Annotated in this window: 18 protein-coding genes and 1 pseudogene; 4 read left to right on the top strand and 15 right to left on the bottom strand. The window is 63.7% G+C overall.

Features of this window, described 5'->3' with window-relative positions:
* Positions 1-2: 2 nt before the first annotated feature.
* The 5 genes from PDMSB3_RS27310 to PDMSB3_RS27290 form a co-directional block, all read right to left on the bottom strand.
* Positions 3-1253: an SfnB family sulfur acquisition oxidoreductase gene (locus PDMSB3_RS27310; protein ID WP_007177144.1), complete on the bottom strand. Its 1251-nt coding sequence runs from the start codon at positions 1251-1253 to the stop codon at positions 3-5.
* Between the two features lie 204 nt (positions 1254-1457).
* Complete coding sequence (locus tag PDMSB3_RS27305) at positions 1458-2201, bottom strand: amino acid ABC transporter permease (protein ID WP_007177143.1); 744 nt, start codon at positions 2199-2201, stop codon at positions 1458-1460.
* Positions 2198-2938, bottom strand: coding sequence for an amino acid ABC transporter permease (locus tag PDMSB3_RS27300; protein WP_197740278.1), 741 nt, complete (start codon positions 2936-2938; stop codon positions 2198-2200). The genes PDMSB3_RS27305 and PDMSB3_RS27300 overlap by 4 nt, the downstream gene beginning before the upstream one ends.
* Positions 2939-3032: 94 nt before the next feature.
* On the bottom strand, positions 3033-3851 hold the full coding sequence (locus PDMSB3_RS27295) for an ABC transporter substrate-binding protein (RefSeq protein ID WP_165188335.1): 819 nt from the start codon (positions 3849-3851) through the stop codon (positions 3033-3035).
* 159 nt (positions 3852-4010) lie between these two features.
* The gene (locus tag PDMSB3_RS27290) at positions 4011-4322 is read right to left on the bottom strand and encodes a hypothetical protein (protein ID WP_232064341.1); all 312 of its coding nucleotides are present in this window, start codon (positions 4320-4322) and stop codon (positions 4011-4013) included.
* Positions 4323-4659: 337 nt separating this feature from the next.
* On the opposite strand from PDMSB3_RS27290, the gene PDMSB3_RS27285 reads away from it, so the two are divergent.
* Entirely contained in the window at positions 4660-6015 is a 1356-nt protein-coding gene (locus PDMSB3_RS27285) for an LLM class flavin-dependent oxidoreductase (protein ID WP_007177139.1), read from the top strand.
* A gap of 155 nt (positions 6016-6170) precedes the next feature.
* Here the strand turns inward: PDMSB3_RS27285 and PDMSB3_RS27280 are convergent, their stop codons facing one another.
* From PDMSB3_RS27280 to PDMSB3_RS27250, 7 genes are all read right to left on the bottom strand, one after another.
* Positions 6171-6995, bottom strand: coding sequence for a MetQ/NlpA family ABC transporter substrate-binding protein (locus PDMSB3_RS27280; protein WP_007177138.1), 825 nt, complete (start codon positions 6993-6995; stop codon positions 6171-6173).
* Between the two features lie 216 nt (positions 6996-7211).
* The gene (locus PDMSB3_RS27275; RefSeq protein ID WP_165188333.1) at positions 7212-9290 is read right to left on the bottom strand and encodes a family 2A encapsulin nanocompartment cargo protein cysteine desulfurase; all 2079 of its coding nucleotides are present in this window, start codon (positions 9288-9290) and stop codon (positions 7212-7214) included.
* Positions 9265-10197, bottom strand: a complete 933-nt coding sequence (locus PDMSB3_RS27270; protein ID WP_007177136.1) for a family 2A encapsulin nanocompartment shell protein — start codon at positions 10195-10197, stop codon at positions 9265-9267. The genes PDMSB3_RS27275 and PDMSB3_RS27270 overlap by 26 nt, the downstream gene beginning before the upstream one ends.
* Positions 10198-10304: 107 nt before the next feature.
* The gene (locus tag PDMSB3_RS27265; RefSeq protein WP_007177135.1) at positions 10305-10580 is read right to left on the bottom strand and encodes a helix-turn-helix domain-containing protein; all 276 of its coding nucleotides are present in this window, start codon (positions 10578-10580) and stop codon (positions 10305-10307) included.
* Positions 10577-11563, bottom strand: coding sequence for a serine O-acetyltransferase EpsC (gene epsC / locus PDMSB3_RS27260; protein WP_007177134.1), 987 nt, complete (start codon positions 11561-11563; stop codon positions 10577-10579). The genes PDMSB3_RS27265 and epsC overlap by 4 nt, the downstream gene beginning before the upstream one ends.
* A gap of 42 nt (positions 11564-11605) precedes the next feature.
* A complete protein-coding gene (locus PDMSB3_RS27255) occupies positions 11606-12073 on the bottom strand; it encodes a rhodanese-like domain-containing protein (protein WP_165188331.1) in 468 nt (155 codons plus the stop codon).
* Positions 12074-12304: 231 nt separating this feature from the next.
* Positions 12305-12553, bottom strand: coding sequence for a hypothetical protein (locus PDMSB3_RS27250; RefSeq protein WP_007177132.1), 249 nt, complete (start codon positions 12551-12553; stop codon positions 12305-12307).
* 254 nt (positions 12554-12807) lie between these two features.
* Between PDMSB3_RS27250 and PDMSB3_RS27245 the strand changes: the two genes are divergently transcribed.
* On the top strand, positions 12808-13404 hold the full coding sequence (locus PDMSB3_RS27245; protein WP_165188329.1) for a nitroreductase family protein: 597 nt from the start codon (positions 12808-12810) through the stop codon (positions 13402-13404).
* A gap of 70 nt (positions 13405-13474) precedes the next feature.
* Here the strand turns inward: PDMSB3_RS27245 and PDMSB3_RS37975 are convergent, their stop codons facing one another.
* On the bottom strand, positions 13475-13723 hold the full coding sequence (locus PDMSB3_RS37975) for a hypothetical protein (protein ID WP_035516613.1): 249 nt from the start codon (positions 13721-13723) through the stop codon (positions 13475-13477).
* A gap of 37 nt (positions 13724-13760) precedes the next feature.
* Between PDMSB3_RS37975 and PDMSB3_RS27235 the strand changes: the two genes are divergently transcribed.
* Both PDMSB3_RS27235 and PDMSB3_RS27230 read left to right on the top strand, forming a co-directional pair.
* On the top strand, positions 13761-14027 hold the full coding sequence (locus PDMSB3_RS27235) for a hypothetical protein (RefSeq protein WP_035516612.1): 267 nt from the start codon (positions 13761-13763) through the stop codon (positions 14025-14027).
* A gap of 38 nt (positions 14028-14065) precedes the next feature.
* Positions 14066-14940: pseudogene (locus PDMSB3_RS27230) on the top strand (MetQ/NlpA family ABC transporter substrate-binding protein).
* 53 nt (positions 14941-14993) lie between these two features.
* Here the strand turns inward: PDMSB3_RS27230 and PDMSB3_RS27225 are convergent.
* A complete protein-coding gene (locus PDMSB3_RS27225) occupies positions 14994-16709 on the bottom strand; it encodes an ABC transporter ATP-binding protein (RefSeq protein ID WP_007177129.1) in 1716 nt (571 codons plus the stop codon).
* Between the two features lie 60 nt (positions 16710-16769).
* Positions 16770-17741, bottom strand: a complete 972-nt coding sequence (locus tag PDMSB3_RS27220) for an ABC transporter permease (protein ID WP_007177128.1) — start codon at positions 17739-17741, stop codon at positions 16770-16772.
* Positions 17742-17748 lie beyond the last annotated feature (7 nt).

The following is a 17748-nucleotide window of genomic DNA, read 5'->3' as shown; positions in this document are numbered from 1 at the left end:
TTTCAGTTCCACGAGTGCCGCGCGGGAAGCACCTGATTCAGGTGATAGTTGCCAAGCAGATGCAGTTTCCAGCGCACCGGGTCATGCAGTGTATGGGTGCGGGCGTTGCGCCAATGGCGGTCGAGATTGTGGACGGCGCGAGTCGACGCGGAACCGGCCAGCTCGAACAGCTTTTCGCTTGCTTCGAGCGCGATGCGCGTGGTCAGCACCTTTGCCTCGGCAACGGCGACGGAAGCTCGTGCGCTGGCCTCGGCATCGATCGGCTGGGCCGCGATGGCATCCAGCGTACGGCCGGTTTCCAGCAGCACTTCATGCGCTGCATGCAGGTCGATCTCCAGACGGCCGACATCGGCGATGATGTACGGGTCGTCGGTTGCGTGTTCGAGGCCCGAATCGACCCACGGCCGCGCGCGTTCGCGCACGAAGGCGAGCGCGTCGGCGACGGCGGCCTGCGCAATACCCTGGTCGATCGCCGCCTGGAGCAGTTGCGAGACCGGGCCGAACAGACCGGGACGGTCGGCCAGTTGCCAGATCGGCAGCACGTCCTGCGGATCGACCGGCACGTTCTCGAAGGTCACGGTGCCGCTCGCCGTGGTGCGCTGGCCGAAGGAGCTCCAGTCGTCGACCACGGTGAGGCCCGGCGCATCGCGCGGCACCCAGACCTGCACGGCGCGTCCTTCGTCGTCGGCTGCGCGCGTCGGGACACGGTGTGCGAACAGTGCGCCGGTCGAGTAGAACCGCTTGCCGTCCAGACGCAAGCCGTCCGGCGTGGTGCGCAGACGCGTCGAGCCCTGCAGGATCGTTGCGGCCGCGGCCGAGCGACGTTCCGGGCCGGCATTGCCAAGCCGGTGGCCCGCCAGCACTTCGCCGTACAGGCGCTCTTTCTGCGCCGGGGTGCCGACTTCGCGCAGCACGCCCAGCACGCCGAAATGGTTCTGCGGAATCTGCCCCAGCGCCGGATCGGCCGCGCAGAGATTCACGAAGACTTCGGCGAGCGTCGCGAACGACACGCCGGCGCCGCCATATTCGCGCGGCACGGTAATCGCGCCGAGACCGCTTTGCGACCATAGATCGAGTTCGGTCCACGGCAACACGCGATTGCGGTCACGTTCGGCTGCGCCCGACGCGAACACGCCGGCAAGTGTGCGGGAGGCTGCGAGCGCCTGTGCGTCATCGGCGATCCGCGTGACGCGTGCGGAATCGGGACGCGTCGGCAGTCGCGACACGGCAGGGTTGGATGTGGGGCTGGACATGATGGTTCATACAGACAGTGGAGACCCGTCCGCTCGCGGCGTTTCGGCCTGTGCCAGAGGGCAGCGGCACGCACCCGGCTCGCCACGGAAGGGCTAATCATCTATTGGACCAGTACCCGCGCGCCACGCCTACTATCGAATTGGAACTTGCTTATGACGCGTTCCGATTTGCCGATATTGCCCGCCGGATTGCCACGCGGTTTTTCATTCGCCGAATTCGCCGAGCGGCAGTGGTGTCACCTGTTTCTCATCCTGCGGCTGCGTCGCGCGAGTGGACGGTGCGCGCAGCAGGACGCGATAAGCGAACCATTGCAACGCGGAGCACAAAAGCAGATAGACGATGCCGACGAATACGAAAATCTGCGCGGGGTAAATCATCAGGCGGCTGTTGACCTGATTGGCGAGAAACGTGAATTCCGGCACGCCGACGATATACGCGAGCGACGTATCCTTGACCAGCGACACCCATTGATTGACGAACGACGGCATCATGATGCGCACCGCTTGCGGCAGCACCACATAACGCAACGCCTGCCAGCGCGTCAGCCCGAGCGACAGCGCGGCCTGCTGCTGGGCCGCGCCGACCGAGGCGATGCCCGCATGCACGGCATGCGACAGATACGCGCCGCCGATCAGCGACAGCGCGCACACCACCGCCGCCAGACCCGGCACGTCGATATGCAGCAGGATCGGCATCAGGAAGAACGTCCAGAAGATCAGCATCAGCACCGGAATCGCCCTGAAAAACGCGACGATTCCGATCAGCAGCAGACGCGCGCCGCCGCGTGTCAGCGAGAGCGCCACGCCGCCCGCCAGACCCACGGCCGCGGACAGCAACGCCGACACCACCGACAGCACGACAGTCAGCGCCGCGCCGCCAAGCGGTCCATTGGGGAATGAACCGAGCAGCAGATAGCGCAGTGTCGGCAGCCACTCGGGCACGGTCATGCCTGCCCCCGCTGCAACGCGCGCACACCGGTGTTCTGCCAGATCACCAGGGCGATTTCGATCAACGCGATGGTGCCGATATACAGCACCGTAGCCGTGCCGAACGCCTGAAACGTCCGGAAACTTTCCGTGTCGACCTGACGCGACATGTAGGACAGTTCGGCCACGCCGATCGCCATCGTCAGCGACGAATTCTTCACGATATTCATGTATTGCCCCGCAAGCGGCGGCGTGGCGATACGCACCGCTTGCGGCAGGATGACGTGCCGCAAGGCGGTGTAACGCGTCATCCCCAATGCGGCGCCCGCCTGATATTGCGCGATGCCCACGCCGCGAATCCCGGCGCGAAACTCTTCCGCGATAAAAGCCGTGCTGTAGCAGGTCAGGCCAAGCCAGCCGGCGAACAGTTCGAAGCTCGGCCAGTGCAGCGCAAAGGGCCCGGCGCTCAGGACATGCGGCGTGTTCAGCCATGTCATCCACGGCTGCGGCAGCAGCGTCGCCGCGCCGAAGTACCAGAACAGCAATTGCACCAGCAGCGGAGAATTGCGGAACACGAGGACATAGAGTCTTGCCGCCGCAGCAACGCTGCGCTGCTGGGCGATCTGGGCCATTGCCAGCCCGAATCCGAGCAGCGTCGCGCATACGCTCACGCACGCCGAAAGGACCAGCGTGATGAGAAAGCCGTGCGCGAGCCAGCCGAGATATCGAGGGTCCAGCCAGAAGTTCATGAGATGCATTCGAGAAAACGCGGTGCTGTATCAGCAGGAAGGCCCGGTCGCTCGTTTCGAGCAATGACCGGGCCATATCGAGGCGACGGTGAAGCGACGCGCGTCAGCTCTTCTGCGGGTCGCCGATCCTGAACAGACGCGGCAGCGGCGCGGCGCTCTTCGGACCGAACCACGTGTCGTAGATCTGGCCTGCGGTGCCTTTGGCCTCGAGATCCTTCAAGGTGTCGTTGACGACATTCAGCAGACGTGTCTCGCCCTTCGGCACGCCCACGCCTTCGTAGTCGTTGGAGATCGTGAACGGCGGGATCTCGTAGTTCGCCTTGTCCGGCACTTTCGCCAGCAACGCGACGAGCTTCGGTCCGTCCTGCGTGATCGCCTGCACGTTGCCCGTGCGCAGCGCGGCGAATGCGAACGGCGTATCGTCGTAAGCAATGATCGTGGCGCCCGGGAATTGCGCACGCACCTGCTGCTCATTGGTCGTGCCTTTGTCCGCGCCGATCCGCAAGCCGTTCAATTGCTGCGGCGAGGTAAGCGTGCCCTTCTTCGCGATGAATTGCGTGCCCGACCCAAAATAGGGAATGCTGAAATCCACTTCCTTCTTGCGATCGTCGGTAATCGTAAAGTTGGCGAACACCAGATCCACCTTGCCCGACTTCAGGAAAGCAATGCGGTTGGCCGGATTGGTCGGCTGGATCTCGAGCTTGACGCCAAGGCGGTTCGCGACCGCGCGCGCATAGTCGATGTCGAGTCCGACAATCTGGTTGCTCTTCGGATCGACGAAGCCGAACGGCGGATTGCTGTCGAATGCCGCCACGCGCAGCACGCCTGCTTTCTTGATGTCGTCGAGGCGATCCGCATGCGCGGCAGCGGACATGACAAGCAGACTGCCGGCAATGACGGCGCCGAGTACTCTGAGGTTCATAGCGGTGGTTCCTGTTGTTTTGATGGGCTGCGCACGGCGCTGAGCGGCGCTTGCCCTGAGCGTGAGCCGCCGACTCTACCAACGCTCGCGCAGGCCGCAAACCAAGCAATTCTCAGGTGCTAAGCTGCCTTGCTGATAATGCCCGGCACCGTGAAAACGTCAGCGGCGCACCAGCATGGCGAGCGAGCGGTGCGCGTCGAGCTGCCTGTCGTAGCCCGCCAGCGCGCCATCGACGCGGCGCGTCAAAGGCGGCGTGGCAACGGTGGTGGCATCCGCCAGCAGCGGCGCACCGGAGATCGGCGTGGCACCGGATAAGCAATAGCCGACATCGCGCCGCGCGTTGATACACGTGCGCACCTTGCCGCTTGCGATCAGCGTGGCGAGTGCGGCTTCGACGGCCTTCTCCGATACGCCGAACAGACGGGCGAAAGTCACAGCCGTGTAGACGCGGTTGTGCCTCATTTTCAGCATCAGACTCTCGATCAGCGGATCCATACTCGATAAAGGTTGGTCACTACGGTTATGAAATTAAACGTCGCGCGGCGAACTCGCGCACAGCCTGAGTGAAAGCATGGCAGCGTTCGCAGAAATTTGGAAAGACCGTGTTCCGATATGGTTATGAATGGCACGGCACATCCCGAACGGTGGCTGCTGTCAGCCAACCTTAGTCTTTGCCGACATATCGATGCCAGAATTCATTAGTGGTCTCGAACGGCCGGTCAATCGACAATTGAAGCGCCGGCCAGATGCTTTTGCCCCTTCGTTGCCGGCCCCTCCTGCATTCGAAACTCCTGCATCCGAAAAGACCATGAGAACCGACCCGCCGCGCCAGCTCCATCTGAACGTCAATATCCTTCACTCGGGCTTTGTCCCATCCGCATGGCGCACCGAGGACGCGGATCCCCGCGCTTTCGTCGATATCGCCCACTACGTGCGCGTCGCGCGGATCGCCGAGGCGGCGAAGTTCGACGCGGTGTTTCTCGCCGACAATGCGTCGATCGCCGATCAGATCGACTTCCGGCCAATCACGGCGCTGGAGCCGACCGTGCTGCTCGCGGGCATTGCGTCGGCCACTACGCATATCGGCGTGATCGGCACGGCGTCGACGAGTTACAACGAGCCGTATAACATCGCGCGGCGCTTTGCCACGCTCGATCACCTCAGTGCGGGCCGCGCAGGCTGGAACATCGTGACGACCGCCGATCTCGGCTCGGCGCGCAATTTCGGCCGCGAGGCGGTGCCCAATCATGCCGAGCGCTATGAGCGCGCCACCGAATTCACGGACGTCGTGAAGGCGCTGTGGGATAGCTGGGAAGACGACGCATTTATCGGCGACAAGGTGGGCGGGCGTTTCGTCGACCCGGCGAAGGTGCATCGCATCGACCATCGCGGCAAATACTTCAGCGTGGACGGCCCGTTCAATCTGCCGCGCAGTGCTCAGGGTCAGCCGGTGCTGGTTCAGGCCGGCGGCTCGGCGGACGGGCGCGAACTCGCGTCACGCCACGCGGAAGCGGTATTCTCCGCGTCCCAGTCGTTCGACGAAGCGGCCTCTTATGCTCGCGAACTCAAGTCGCGCGCCGCGGCGTTGGGACGTGGCGACGATGCGATCCGCGTGCTGCCCGGTCTGACCACCATCATCGGTGCAACGGAGGCAGAAGCCCTGCGCCGTCGCGATGAACTGGTCGATCTGATTCCGTGGACTTACAGCCTCACCCGGCTGGCAGGCATATTGGGCGTGAGCGTCGACCGGCTGAAGCTCGACGAGCGCCTGCCGGAAGATCTCTCATTGCCCGGCGGCGGCAACGGCAACCACACGTTTTTCCACGCCACACTGGCGCAAGCACGCACCAATGGATATACGGCGCGGCAGTTGATCCGGGCGCTCGCCGGCGGTGGCGGACACCGGGTGATCGTCGGCACGCCGGAGCAGATTGCGGACGATATCGAACACTGGTTCAAAGGCGGCGCGGCCGATGGTTTCAACCTCATGCCGGATGTGCTGCCGGGCGGCTTGCAGGACTTTGCGGACGGCGTGGTGCCGCTTCTGCAAAAGCGCGGCATTTTCCGCACCGACTACGAAGGTCGCACGCTGCGCGAGCATTTCGGGCTGCAACGGCCGGTGAGCCGCCACCTCGAAACACGCGAGGCGGCAGCGGCCCTATGATGGTTAGCGGTAACCACCCGTCAGAGAGCGCGACGATCCTGCCTGTCTTCACGAAACGCGGACAAGCAGGCCGATTCGCAATCGACTCGCCTGCTCGCTAGTCGAGCCGATACCGTGCCCGTGCGCCTCGGGATCACTGAGGCGCACCACCGCATTCAATGCCAGTCCGCCGGTTTGGAGAACCCGGGGAAACGCTCGTCGATCACACGCTTGAACTCGGCCGACCGATACGCATTGGCAATATCGATCACATACGGCTTGTGAAGATCCGCGGTACGCACCGCCACCAGGTTCAGGTAATAAGGCGGAATCTTTTCCAGCAGCAGCGCGTCGGTCAGTTTAAGCCCCGCAGCCAGCGCGAAGTTGCCGTTGACGAACGCATAGTCGACATCGTCCAGCGAGCGCGGCAATTGTGCGGCTTCGAGCGGCAGCAGTTTCAGTTTGTGCGGATTGCCGGCGATATCGCGCTCCGACGATTTCACCGGGTCGACGCCCGGCTTGAGCGTCACCCAGCCGAGTTGCTGCAACAGGATGATCGCGCGGGCCTGATTGGTTGCGTCGTTGGGCAAGGAAACGGTTGCGCCGTCCTTCACTTCGTCGAGGCTCTTGTGTTTGCGGCTATAAATGCCGATCGGCGCGGTCGGCACCTTGACCAGCTCGGATAGTTTTAGGTTACGGTCTTCGGCGAATTTGTGCAGATAGACCTCATGCTGGAAGGCATTCGCGTCGAGCACGCCGTCCGCCAGCGCAAGATTCGGTTGCACATAGTCGGTGAATTCGACAATCGTCACTTTATAGCCCTGCTTTTCCAGCACGGGTTTGATGCCATAGCGGATCTGGTCGGAATACGGCCCCGCGGTCGCACCGAAACGGATTTCCTGTTTGTCCGGATCGGCGGCATGAGCCGTTACGCTCGCCGCAAGCAGAGCGCCCAAAGTAACGGCAGCCAACGTGGACCATGCACGGCGGAAAGTTTTCATCTGGTTCTCCTCATCGCCGTTGCCCATTCTGGTATGGCGGCGGTTTGTCGGTTGTAGGCATGGGAGCTTACAAAAACGACAGCGCAAGCCAAACCAAGAAATCAATCTTTGGTTTCTTGGCGGGAGCGAATGCAGGCCGAGGTTGGCCGTGAAGTGGCGCGGAGCGCGTGGCGTAGGTAAAAAGGCGGCGGCCCCGTGACCGGCCACCGCCTGTCTTCAGCGGCGTGAAGACAATCGTCGCACTACGGACACCAGCGCGTCGACTTCATCGCAGGTGTTATAGAACGCGAGCGACGGCCTCACGGTCGCTTCGAGGCCAAAGCGCCGCAAGATCGGCTGCGCACAGTGATGCCCCGAGCGCACGGCAATGCCCTCTTCGTTGAGCGCCTGACCGACTTCCTCGGTCTCGTAGCCCTTCAGCACGAAGGACAGGACGCTCGCCTTGTCGCGCGCCGTGCCGATCAGACGCACACCGGGCACCGGTTGCAGCACGCTCGTCGCATACGCGAGCAGATCGTGCTCGTAGCGCGCGATATTCTCGATGCCGATCCGTTGGACGTAATCGATGGCCGCGCCAAGACCCACTGCATCGGCGATATTGCCGGTACCGGCTTCGAAACGACTCGGCGGCGGCTGGAAAAGCGTGCGCTCGAAAGTGACGTCCACGATCATGTTGCCGCCACCCTGCCACGGCGGCATGTCCTCCAGAATCGCGCGCTTGCCGTAGACCACGCCGATGCCGGTCGGACCGAACACCTTGTGACCCGAGAACACGAAGAAGTCCGCGTCGAGCGCCTGGACGTCCACCCGCATGTGCGACACCGACTGCGCCCCGTCGACCAGCGCCTTCGCACCCGCGCGATGCGCCAGTTCGACGATCTCCTTGACTGGCACCACCGTCCCGAGCGCGTTCGACACCTGCGTGACGGAGACGATCTTCGTGCGGTCATTCAGAAGCTTCCGGTATTCTTCGAGCAGCACCTGGCCGCTGTCGTCGACCGGAATCACCCGCAGCTTCGCGCCGGTTTGCGCGGCAAGCTGCTGCCACGGCACGATGTTGGCGTGATGTTCGAGGTGCGAGACGATGATCTCGTCACCCTCGCCGACATGCTTCACGCCCCACGTCTTCGCGATCAGGTTGATCGCTTCGGTGGTGCCGCGCACGAAGATGATTTCCTCCGGCGAGCCCGCGCCGATGAAACGCTGCACCTTGCTGCGCGCGGCTTCGTACGCATCAGTGGCGCGGCCGGCCAGCGCATGAGCCGCCCGATGAATGTTCGAGTTTTCATGCGCGTAGAAATACGCCAGCCGGTCGATCACCGCCTGCGGTTTTTGCGTGGTCGCGGCATTGTCGAACCACACCAGCTGACGGCCGTTGACACGCTGCTGCAGAATCGGGAAGTCGCGGCGAATCGCATTCACATCGAACGGCGGATGCGCGGACGGGCCGGCATGCGGCACGCCGTGCGCGTGGCCCGGGGAACGTGACGGCTCGCCCAGATTCAGGAAATAGTGCGAGCTGCCCGTGTGTTCCGCCGGCTTCGACAGCGGTGCCGCGTGCGAGGCAACGGGACGGTCATAGGGGAAACGTTGCTCGGCAAGAGGCTGATCGACGCCCGGCAGACCGAACGATTGCGCACTCACCTCGCTCCAGACCGGCACGACGATATCCGGTGACGCGGTTGTCGCGGAGTGAGGCTGGCCCGATTCGCCCAGGAAATAGAACGGCGATGCGGATGCCGATGATACCGGCGAAGCGGGCGCAAGCGGCGCAGCACCACCGGTGGACGGACGCTGCGCGCCGTGTGCCTCCGGCACACCCAACGCGGCTCCGCCAAAGCGCGGATCGAGTGCGGGCGCGATGGTCACGACGCTATCGGGCAAGCCGTTCTGCGCTGTTGCATGCGGCGCGAGCGCAGGCGCGCGGTTGCCCAGCGCGAGAACATGCGTCGGCGACGAAGGCAGCAGGTTGGCACCGGGCACATGCCCTTGCGGCAACGCCGCGCCGGGCACGCCGGTGCCCGTGCCGCCAGGGCCCGCGAGCGGCGAACCCGCCGGCGCCGGATTGCTGATCTCGCTGGTCACCGGCGCCGTGAACGGCAGCGTGCCGGCCAGTCCGGGCGTCGCGCCTGACTGCGGCGCATTGCCCGGCAGCGCCGAGAAGAATGCATTCGCCAGCGAAGCCAGCGTTGCGGGATCAGGCAATCCCGCAGGCACGCCTCCAGGCGGAGCGGTCGGCACATCGTGCGGCAGCACGCTTTCCACGGGCTTACTTGTAGGTGTCTGCGTAGTCATGGTACTTGCCGATCTCCACGTCATCGAGAACTGCCAGCGCGTCCGGCGAATGCACGGCGAGCGAGCAATAGAGCGAGATCAGATACGACGCGATCGCGTGATTGTTGATGCCCATGAAGCGAACCGACAGCCCCGGGCCCTGCTCGCCGGCCACGCCCGGCTGGAACAGGCCGACCACGCCCTGGCGCTTGTCGCCCACGCGCAGCAGCAAAATCTTGGTCTTGCCGTCGGCAACCGGCACCTTGTCCGACGGAATCAGCGGAATGCCGCGCCACGTGATGAACTGCGAGCCGAACAGGCTGACGGTCGGCGGCGGCACACCGCGGCGCGTGCATTCGCGGCCGAAGGCGGCGATCGCGAGCGGATGCGTCAGGAAGAACGCCGGCTCTTTCCAGACCTTGGTCAGGAGTTCGTCGAGGTCGTCGGGCGTCGGCGCGCCGGTCAGCGGAAACACGCGCTGCTCTTCCGCCACGTTGGCGAGCAGGCCGTAGTCCGGGTTGTTGATCAGCTGGCTTTCCTGCAATTCCTTGATCGTCTCGATCGTGAGGCGCAACTGTTCCTTGATCTGGTCGTGCGGGCTGCTGTACAGATCCGAGATTCGCGTGTGCACGTCGAGCACCGTGCTGACGGCATTCAGGAAGTACTCGCGCGGTTGCTCTTCGTAGGGCACGAAGGTGCGCGGCAGGATGCTTTCGTCTTCGCGCGCGGTGCAGGCGGCCACCACGGCTTCCGGATTCTTCACCTGGTTCAGACGATAGATGCCTGCCTCGACCGGCAGCCATTGCAGCAGATGCGTGAGCCAGCGCGGCGTGATCGTGGCAAGTTGCGGAACGGTTTTGGTGGCATTGGCTAGTTGCCGTGCTGCGTTATCGCCGAGCGCCGTCAGGCCGCCCACTGTTGCTGTCATCTGAAGCTCCGGGGTTGATAGAAGAAAAGCGGGAAAGCTTATGAGTAAAAGTGATTATCGAGAGGCCACCCCGGCCCTTCAACATGCTATAGACGGCAAGCGTTGATCTAGCTCACCGACGGCGGATCGACGAACGCAGCGTGCGCGAGCACGGCAATGCCCGAGGCATTGGACGATGGGGTAAGCAGGTGTTCGATCGGCACCTGGAATGCGCGGGCCAGTTTGTCGACCGTGACGATCGACGCGATCGCCGAGCCGCGCTCGACCTCGCCGACATATGAGCGGTTGAGTCCGGCGTACTCGGCCAATTGCTCCTGAGACCACCCGCGTGCTTCGCGAAGGCGCCGCACCGCGGCGCCGAACTCCCTGACGAGTCCGCTCATCGCGCCGCTCCCGCCGCCGCGACTGGGACAGCGACAGGGTCTGTTTGATCGCGCGGCGTGCGCCCGGCGCTCACGGAAGTGCCGGAGCCTTCGCTGCGCGACACGGCCTGCGTGACATGCGAGCCCGGCGCGACGTCCTGCGTCAGCCAGACATTGCCGCCGATCACCGAACCCTGTCCAAGCGTGACGCGCCCGAGAATGGTCGCGCCCGCGTAGATCACCACGTCGTCCTCGACGATCGGATGGCGCGCGTGGCCCTTTTCCAGATGGCCCTGTGCATCGCGTGGAAAGCGCTTCGCGCCCAGCGTGACGGCCTGATAAAGACGCACGCGCTCGCCGATGACCGCTGTTTCGCCGATCACCACGCCCGTGCCGTGATCGATGAAGAATCCCGCACCGATCTTCGCACCCGGATGGATGTCGATACCGGTTTGCGCATGCGCGAGCTCAGCGACAATGCGGGCCAGCAGCGGCAAGCCCAGTCCGTAAAGCTCGTGTGCCAGCCGGTGATGAATCATCGCCAGCACGCCTGGATAACACAGCAGCACTTCGTCCACGCTGCCGGCCGCGGGATCGCCGTGAAACGCCGCCAATACGTCGCTGTCGAGCAAGCTGCGGATCGCCGGCAGGCGCGCTGCGAACGCGCGCACCGCAATGCCCGCCTGAGCCTCGATCGTGGCGGCCGGCGGCGGCTGATGCCGGCTGCGGTAATGCAGTTCCAGCCGCGCCTGGCTCAACAGCGCATGCAGTGCGGCATCGAGCGCGTGCCCGACATAGAAGTTTTCGCTTTCCTGACGCAGATCGGGCGGTCCAAGCCGCATCGGAAAGAGCACGCCCTTGAGCGTATCGACAATCTCCGCGAGCGCCTCGCGCCCCGGCAATTCGCGCCCGCCCGGTTCGAGCGAGCGCTTCTGCACTTCGCGCCATTGCTGGCGGACCGTCTGAAGCGCCGCCACGATTTCATCGACATCGAACACAGCCACAGCGGTGACTCCCCTAAAGTGCAGCGCAGACGATCGGGCGCTTCAGTCCTGAATCCACGGCAGCCCGTGAAAGCGCCAACCATTGCTGGCGCCGCGCCGTTGCGCGTCGTCCAGCTCTCCTTCAAAACCTTCCAGCACGTTGAAAACCTGCGTGAAGCCGGCTTTCGCAGCGGCTTCCGCGGCCAGCGCCGAGCGGTTGCCGCTGCGGCACAGCAGCAGCACCACGGCGTCTTTGCCGGTCTTCGCTTCCAGTTCGCGCACGAAGCGCGGATTGCGCGTCAGGCTCGTGCCGGTTGCCCACGCGACATGCAGGCTGCCAGGCACGAGTCCAACAAATTTGCGTTCTTCGGCGGTGCGCACGTCCACGAGGACCGCGTCGCCTGCCTGAACGAGTTCCCATGCATCCTGCGGCGAGACCCCGCCCGCGTAGGACAGTCCGGCTTCAGCCGCGCGGGAGCGGGCGGCTTCGAGCAGCACGTGGGTGGGTCGTTCTACGAGTTCAAGCGTCATGACGTCTCCTTCGATATCGCGCGCATCCTTACGCGCCGGTTCAAGGCAACGGCGAAATCAACCGCCTATAGCCATCAGGAGACACTATGAAAGATTTGCGGCCGAAGTCGAACCAATTAATTGTGATTTCTAAAGAAGCACCGGTTTGGTCGCTTCCGCCCAAAACCGCCCGGCATCACGGCTGCCTGTGCGCAATGCTTCCGCTCCCGCTTGCCACCACCGGCCGCGCCGTCATTCCGGCGGCATCTCGATCGGCACAACGAACATGCCCGCGGTGTATTCCGTATGGAAGTAGCCGGAGCGTGCGTAAGCCGCAATGCGTTCGAGCCGCTCGGGCGATTGGGCACCATAAGCGGGACCAAACGTCTCGCTGCCGGATTGATCAGACGCAATCGGCGCGCGCCTTGACAGGCGCTTTTTCAGGGCGCGCACAGAATGCAGGAGTCCGACCCGGAAGAATGTCGCTGAAAGCGTGGCCATATGGCCTCCGTCGATTCATTGCCATACGAACGAATCTAGCGGCCTGAAAAAAGAAGCGCAAACAAGGTTTTGTGGATTGGTTTTCGTGGAATGGATCAAACGCTAATCACGCCGGGCGTGTGGGATGGCGGAATAACGTTGCGAGAATAAATCGGTTCGGTCGCGCAGTACCTGCGGATAAAGTGATCCGGCATCGCCTCGGGCCGCGTGCCCCGCAGGCTCGAACGTCGAACCTTTCTTTTCAGGAGCAGCCCATGACAACATCGAACTCACGAACCGCCGAACACGCCATTGACCGGCAATTCCTGGAGCGCTGGTCGCCGCGCGCATTCAGTTCCGATCCGATCCCCGAAGCAACACTGCTGACGCTGCTCGAAGCGGCCCGCTGGGCGCCCTCTTCCTATAACTCGCAGCCCTGGCGATTCGTCTATGCACGACGCGATACGCCGCATTGGGAACAGTTTCTCGGCTTCCTCAACGAATTCAACCGGAGCTGGGCGAAACACGCCGCAGCCATTGTGATCGTGCTGTCGAAGAGCACGTTCACGCCGCCCGGCGGCGCGGCGGAAGTGCCCGCGCCGACCCATTCGTTCGATACCGGCGCCGCGTGGGGCTATCTGGCCCTGCAGGCGAGTCTCTCCGGATGGCACGCGCACGGGCTTGCCGGCATTGAACGCGAGACGATCCGCCGCGAGCTCGCCGTGCCGGACGCCTACTCGATAGAGGCCGGTATCGCGCTTGGCCGGGCGGGCGACAAGGCCTCGCTGCCGGAAGCGTTGCAGGCGCGTGAAGTACAGAGCCAGCGCAATCCACTGTCCGTGATCGCGGCGGAAGGGCGACTCGCGTTCTGACGCGAACTCATCGTCCCTTAACCGACGGCTCAAGCCTGCATTTCCCGCAAGGGACGCTATAGCGTTCCTTTCACGACGCAGTTTCCGCCGCAAGCGATCCGCCGAGATAAGCATTGCGAATCCGTTGATCGCGGAGCAGTTCGCCTGCGGTGTCCGCTCTTTTCGCCCTTGACCTCATTCCGAAGAAGGTCAATGTGCGCGACATCGTCTGGAAGGCCCAATCCTGATTCGCGCCGGCATACGCAGTATCTCCGCTATAACAGCACGGCTGTGCTGCATCGGGTACTTCAATTGAAAAGCAGAATTCATTGTTTTGCATTCCAAACCTTGCATGATCTACTGCATTGACGCGAGCATTGCCCCGCCCCACTCCGTTCACCACCGGCTCCCATTACAGCAATCCGGAAATCGATCAACTGTTCTCGCAGGTCGCCGAAGAAACCGACGAGGCAAAGCGCAAGCAGCTCTTTTCGCAGATTCAGCGCATTCTCGAACGCGATCTGCCGGACATCAATCTGGTGTCGCCGCAATACCTGACGGTCTATTCGCGCGCGGTGCATAACCATACGATCTCGCCGGACGGCGTCTCGGCCAGTTTCGCCGACGTGTGGCTGCAACGCTGAACTTCTTCCGATTCACTCTCCCAAGGAAATCCGCCTACATGGAATACAGACAATCCGGCAGCGTCGGCATCAAGTTTTCGACGCGTCGACGCATCACAGCGCTCTACTGCTGGCCGCCACGCTTGCAGGCTTCACCGCCCCAACCGCTTACGCCGCCGATAGCGGCGCCCCTTCACAGGAGTTGCGCGTCGGGTTCGTGCCCGGCCCCTACGCCGACGAATTCAAGGCGGGTGTCGAACCGCAACTGCGCAAGAAAGGCTACGCGGTCAGGTACGTCGAGTTCAGCACCGGCCTCGAAGCGAACCAGGCCGTGTACCGAGGCGAGATAATCGCCGACGTGATGCAGCACGAGGTCTATCTGAAGTCCTACAACGACCGTAACGGGACCGATCTGGTTGGCGTGGTGCAGGTGCCCACGCCGCCAATGGGACTCTATTCGAGCAAGCACCATTCGCTCGCGGAGGTCAAACCCGGCACCCGCGTCGCGGTGCCGAACGATCCGGTCAATCTCGAACGCGCGCTGAAGATATTGCAGCGTATCGGCTGGATCAGGATCAAACCGAACCCCAATCCCGTGGACGTCACCGAGCGGGACGTGATCGCCAATCCGGCCGGCATCAAGATCGTGCCGCTCGAATCGGCGCAGGCGCCGCGCGCCCTCGAAGATGTCGATTACGCCGCGATTCAGGGCAATTTCGCGATCTTCAGCGGTCACAAGCTGACCGATGCGCTCGCGCTCGAAGAGATGACGCCGCCGTATATCAACCAGGTTGTCGTGAAGGCTTCCAACCGCAATGCACGCGCGACTCAGGACATCGTGCAGGCGTATCAGTCAGCGGACTTCCAGCGCGCGATTCGCAGCAATCGCTTTTACGACGGCTTTCGCTTGCCGGCGTATTTCAGCAACGAGTGAGAAGGTTTGAATACGGTAGGGGCGGTGCTAGCCGCCCTTGTCAGCCGCGCGGACTATGCTGCCTGCGCGTCGAAAGTCCGGCCCGGAATCGCTTCGAGTAACGTGCGTGTGTACGGATGCTGCGGCGCTCGCCAGATATCCCGATGGTGCCCGCTTTCGACAATGCGCCCCGCCTGCATCACGTGCACGCGATCGGCGATATAACGCACCACCGAGAGATCATGCGAGATGAACAGATACGCGAGCCCTAGGTCGCGTTTCAGGTCGACCAGCAGATTGAGAATCTGTGCCTGAATCGACACGTCGAGCGCGGATACCGGTTCATCGCAGATCAGCAGATCTGGTTCGAGCACCAATGCCCGCGCAATCCCGATACGTTGCCGTTGGCCACCCGAGAACTCATGCGGAAAGCGGCCGAGTGCCGAACCCGGCAAACCCACGCGATCGAGCATGGCGGCGATCCGCGCGCGGCGCTGCTGCGCATTGCCAATACCGTTCACCACCAGCACCGTATCGAGAATCTCCGCGACCGTGCGGCGCGGATTGAGCGATGCATAAGGATCCTGAAACACCATCTGCACATGGCGCCGCAACGGCCGCAACTCGCGCTCGCCGAGCGGCACGAGATCGGTGCCGCGCAAACGGATGGCGCCGCTCGCGGTCGGCACGAGCCGCAGGATCGCCTTGGAGAGTGTCGATTTCCCACACCCCGATTCGCCGACGAGTCCGACCGTCTCGCCGCGAGCGATCTGCAACGAGACGCCGTCCACTGCATGCAGCGTGCTTTTGCGATGCCGTTGCGGGTAGTCGATCCGCAGGTCCTGCAGTTCGAGCAACGGCGCTTCGCTGGCCGACGCACCACGCGCGGCGGGGTCCACATCCGCCACATAGTTTCCGGTGCGCACCGAACGCGGCACCACGGCGAAGCTCGGCTTGCCGTCGTCGTCGATACCGTGGCGGATTTCCGGCAGTTTCCAGCCGCGATAGTGCAGATCGTCTGCGAGATTCAGCGAGGCGCCGAGCAGGCCGCGCGTGTACGGATGTTGCGGTTGCGTGAAGAGCCGCGCAACCGGCGCCTCCTCGACCTTCTCACCCGCCAGCATGACCGCGACGCGGTCCGCATGCTTCGCGACGATGCCGAGGTCGTGCGTGATCAGCAGCAACGACATCGACAACTCGCGCCGCAACCCATCGAGCAGGTCGAGAATGTGCGCCTGAATCGTGACGTCGAGCGCCGTGGTCGGCTCGTCCGCGATCAACAGGCGCGGCCGGCAGGCCACCGCCATTGCGATCATCACCCGTTGACGCTGGCCGCCGGAAAGCTCGTGCGGAAAATCGAATACGCGCCGCTGCGGGTCGGGAATCTGCACCAGTTCGAGCAATTCGACCGCGCGCTTCCATGCCGCCGCTTTGGAGAGACTTTCGTGTTGGCGCAACGTTTCGACGATCTGCGCGCCGATCGAAAGCACCGGATTGAGCGACGTCATCGGCTCCTGGAAGATCATCGAGATCTGGCGACCGCGAATGTCGCGGATTTCGCGTGCCGGCAGATCGAGCAACTCGCGGCCGTCGAATCGCAGGCTGCCCGTCACGCGTCCCGGCGTCGGCACGAGCCGCATCAACGAAAGCGCCGTCGCGGATTTGCCGCAACCCGATTCGCCGACCAGCGCCAGCGTCTCTCCTTGCGCGATATCGAAACTCAGGCCGCGCACGGCCTGGTGCGCGCCGAAACTGACGCGCAGGTCGCGTACTTCAAGCAGGTTTGCCACGGTGCATCCTCGGATAGGTTGTCGGTCGCGCTGTCGGCCCGGTAATCGGCCAAGGCATTGTCAAACGCGTTCGCGCAGGCGCGGATTGAGTGCGTCGTTCAGGCCGTCGCCGAGCAGGTTCAGCGCAAGTACCGCGAGCACGATTGCCGCGCCGGGAACGGCGGTCAGATACCATGCGGTGCGCAGCGAATCGCGGCCCGCGCCGATCATGCCTCCCCAACTGACCACGTTGGGATCGCCCATGCCGAGAAACGATAGCGACGACTCGATCAGAATCGCGCTCGCCACCATCACCGAGGCGGTCACGATCACCGGCGGCAACGCGTTCGGCAAAATTTCGCCGAAAATAATGCGCGCGTTGCTGAACCCCTGGCTGCGCGCGGCGAGCACGAAGTCCGACTGGCGCAGCGAGCGGAATTCCGCACGCACGATCCGCGCGACGGTCGGCCATGACGCGATCCCGATCGCGAATGCGATGATCGTCACGCTCGGCCGGCCGATCGCGACGATCACGATCACCAGCAGGAACGACGGCACGGTCTGGAACAATTCGGTGATACGTACCAGCACGTCATCGATCAGACCGCCGAAGAAGCCGCCCGCGGCGCCGACCAGCGTGCCGATCACGAGCCCGATCCCGGCCGACACCGCGCCGATCAGCAGCGATACGCGTGTGCCATGCGCAATGCCGGCGGCCACGTCGCGTCCGAGCGAATCGGTGCCGAGCCGGTATTGCGGGTCCGTGCCCGGCCATTCGAATGGCGCCGCCACCATATCGAGCGGATCGCCGGGAAACAGATGCCCCGCGCTCAGCGCCAGCGCGATGAATGCCGCGAGCAGCACGAGGCCGGCGAGCGCCGACGGATTGCGCAGCAGTGCGCGCCAGACTCCGCGCCCCGCTGCATCACGGTCAGCCACAACGGGCGTATTGCTGCGGCGCAGGCCGAACAGCGCACCGGCCAACTGGCGCCGCCACGGCGACACCGCAGGTTCGGGCGGCGTGGAAATCAGATTGGAAGAATCGGAAGGCATGTCATCC

It is taken from the genome of Paraburkholderia dioscoreae (genome assembly GCF_902459535.1).
Taxonomy (GTDB): domain Bacteria; phylum Pseudomonadota; class Gammaproteobacteria; order Burkholderiales; family Burkholderiaceae; genus Paraburkholderia; species Paraburkholderia dioscoreae.
The sequence above is the reverse complement of the archived record's forward strand: the minus strand, read 5'-3'. Positions and strand labels throughout refer to the sequence as shown.